This is a genomic window from Streptomyces sp. NPDC056503 (assembly GCF_042794995.1).
Taxonomy (GTDB): domain Bacteria; phylum Actinomycetota; class Actinomycetes; order Streptomycetales; family Streptomycetaceae; genus Streptomyces.
Genome location: NZ_JBHTST010000263.1, coordinates 1 through 2,578 on the forward strand (window position 1 = coordinate 1; position 2,578 = coordinate 2,578).

The window sequence follows — 2,578 nt, forward strand, 5'->3', positions numbered from 1 at the left end:
CGTCGAGCAGCAGGGCGATCCGCTCACGCGCGGTCAGCTTGCCCTTCGCGTGCTGCTTCTCCACCGCGCGCTCCGAGCCGGCGTGCGTGGCCTCGCCGATACGGCGCCTGAGGTCCGCGATCTTGCCCGCGGTCGTGTGAATGTCGATGTCGCTCATGGTGGTGTGTGCTGTTCCTCAGAAGGTCTCGAGGGGTACGTAGGCACCCCAGACGTCGCGCAGGGCGTGCGCCACCTCGCCGCCGGTGGCACGGAGCTTCAGTGCTTCGCGCATCGGCAGCAGGACGTTGTCGGTGCCCTCGGCCGCGGCGCGGAGATCGTCGAGGGCCCGCAGGACCCCGTGGTTGTCTCGCTCCCCTCGGAGGGCTTCGAGGCGTTCGCACTGGTCGGCCTCGATCCGGGGATCCACGCGCAAGGGCTCGTAGGGCTCCTCCTCGTCCAGGGCGAACTTGTTGACCCCGACCACGGTCCGTTCGGCGTTGTCGATCTCCAGGGCGACCCGGTAGGCGGAGCGCTCGATCTCCGACTTCTGGAAGCCCTGCTCGATGGCCGCGACGGCGCCGCCCCGGTCCTCGACGGCCTGGATCAGCTCCACGGCCGCGGCTTCGAGTTCGTCCGTCATCGACTCCATGACGTAGGACCCGGCGAAGGGGTCGACCGTCTTGGTCACGTCGGTCTCGTACGCGATGATCTGCTGGGTGCGCAGAGCGAGCCGCGCCGCCTTCTGCGTGGGCAGGGCGATGGCCTCGTCGTAGGAGTTGGTGTGGAGGGACTGCGTCCCGCCGAGCACCGCGCCCAGGCCCTGAAGGGCCACCCGGACGAGGTTCACCTCGGGCTGCTGGGCGGTGAGCTGCACGCCGGCGGTCTGGGTGTGGAAGCGGAGCATCTGCGACTTGGGGTTCTTCGCGTGGAACTCCTCGCGCATGATCCGCGCCCAGATCCTGCGGGCCGCGCGGAACTTGGCGATCTCCTCCAGCAGCGTCGTCCGGGCGACGAAGAAGAACGACAGGCGTGGGGCGAAGTCGTCGACGTCCAGCCCCGCGGCGATGGCCGTCCGTACGTACTCCTTGGCGTTGGCGAGGGTGAACGCGATCTCCTGCGCGGGCGTCGCACCTGCCTCGGCCATGTGGTAGCCCGAGATGGAGATGGTGTTCCAGCGGGGGATCTCCCGGTGGCAGTACGCGAAGATGTCGCTGATCAGGCGCAGGGACTGCTTCGGCGGATAGATGTACGTGCCCCGGGCGATGTACTCCTTGAGCACGTCGTTCTGGATCGTGCCGGTCAACTGGTTCCCCGCGATGCCCTGTTCGGCGGCGACGAGCTGGTACATCAGCAGCAGCGTCGACGCGGGCGCGTTGATCGTCATCGACGTCGAGACCTTGTCCAGCGGAAGGCCCTGGAACAGGGTCCGCATGTCGTCGATCGAGTCGACGGCCACGCCGACCTTGCCCACCTCGCCCCGGGCGACCGCCTCGTCCGAGTCGTAGCCCATCTGCGTCGGCAGGTCGAAGGCCACGCTCAGCCCGCCCGTGCCCGCGCCGACGAGCTCGTGGTAGCGCTCGTTGGACTCCTTGGCGGTGCCGAACCCGGCGTACTGCCGCATGGTCCAGGGCCGGCCCGTGTACATCGACGGGTACACGCCCCGGGTGAACGGGAACCGCCCGGGAGCGCCGAGCTTCGCATCGGCGTCGAAGCCGTCCAGCGCGGCCCCGTCGTAGAGAGGCTGGATCGGCAGATCTGATTCGCTACGCGCCACGGAACTCACCCTGAACCTCCATCGGTACTGAATCTCATCGTGACGGTACTCAGTACCGTTGTAGGGGGCAAGTAGTATCAGGTCACATGACAGGGGAGGATGGGCGATCATGAGCAAGCCCTCCGCGCGGACCCGACTCGCAGACGCCGCGTTCGCGCTCTTCGACGAGCGTGGTTACGAGCAGACGACCGTCGACGACATCGCCGAGCGCGCCGGCCTGGGGCGTACGACCTTCTTCCGGCACTACCGCTCCAAAGAAGACGTGATCTTCCCCGACCACGACCGGCTCCTCGACCTGATCCGGGACAGGCTGGCGACCTCCAGCCACAGCACGGCCCTGGTCGCCGTCTCGGACGCGGTACGCCTGGTGCTGCTCCACTACATCGACGAAGGCGAGCTCGCACGCAGGCGGTATGTGCTCACCAGCAAGGTGAGTGCGCTCCGCGACCGCGAGATCGCCAGTGTGGCGAGGTATCAGCGACTCTTCCGCGAGTTCATCGCGGACTGGATGGGCGATTCGGCCCAGGCCGCCTCGCTCCGGGCCGAACTCATGGCCGCCGCCGTCGTCGCGGGCCACAACCACGTCCTGCGCCGCTGGCTCCGGCAGGAGACCTCGGATCCGGTGGGTGAGGTGGACGAGGCGATGCGCGAGGTCCTCGCGCTGTTCCCGGCCGGCCACGTGCCGGACGCGGGGGCCGGAACCACAGTCGTCGCCTTCCGCACCGGACAGGACATCGAGGCACTGCTTCCCTCGCTCCGGCGTCTCGTCGAGGGTGGACTCGACACCTGAGTGAGTGCCCGAGGCGGTCGGGCCGGGCCGCGGCC

General features: G+C 68.5%; 2 protein-coding genes. One reads left to right on the forward strand and one right to left on the reverse strand.

What is annotated here, in order from left to right; all coding sequences use genetic code 11:
- Positions 1-175 precede the first annotated feature (175 nt).
- On the reverse strand, positions 176-1,762 hold the full coding sequence (locus ACFQ8C_RS36870; RefSeq protein WP_383466309.1) for a methylmalonyl-CoA mutase: 1,587 nt from the start codon (positions 1,760-1,762) through the stop codon (positions 176-178).
- 100 nt (positions 1,763-1,862) lie between these two features.
- Here ACFQ8C_RS36870 and ACFQ8C_RS36875 point away from each other — a divergent pair, with 100 nt between their 5' ends.
- Positions 1,863-2,543: a TetR/AcrR family transcriptional regulator gene (locus ACFQ8C_RS36875; RefSeq protein WP_383466310.1), complete on the forward strand. Its 681-nt coding sequence runs from the start codon at positions 1,863-1,865 to the stop codon at positions 2,541-2,543.
- The last annotated feature ends 35 nt before the right edge of the window (positions 2,544-2,578 follow it).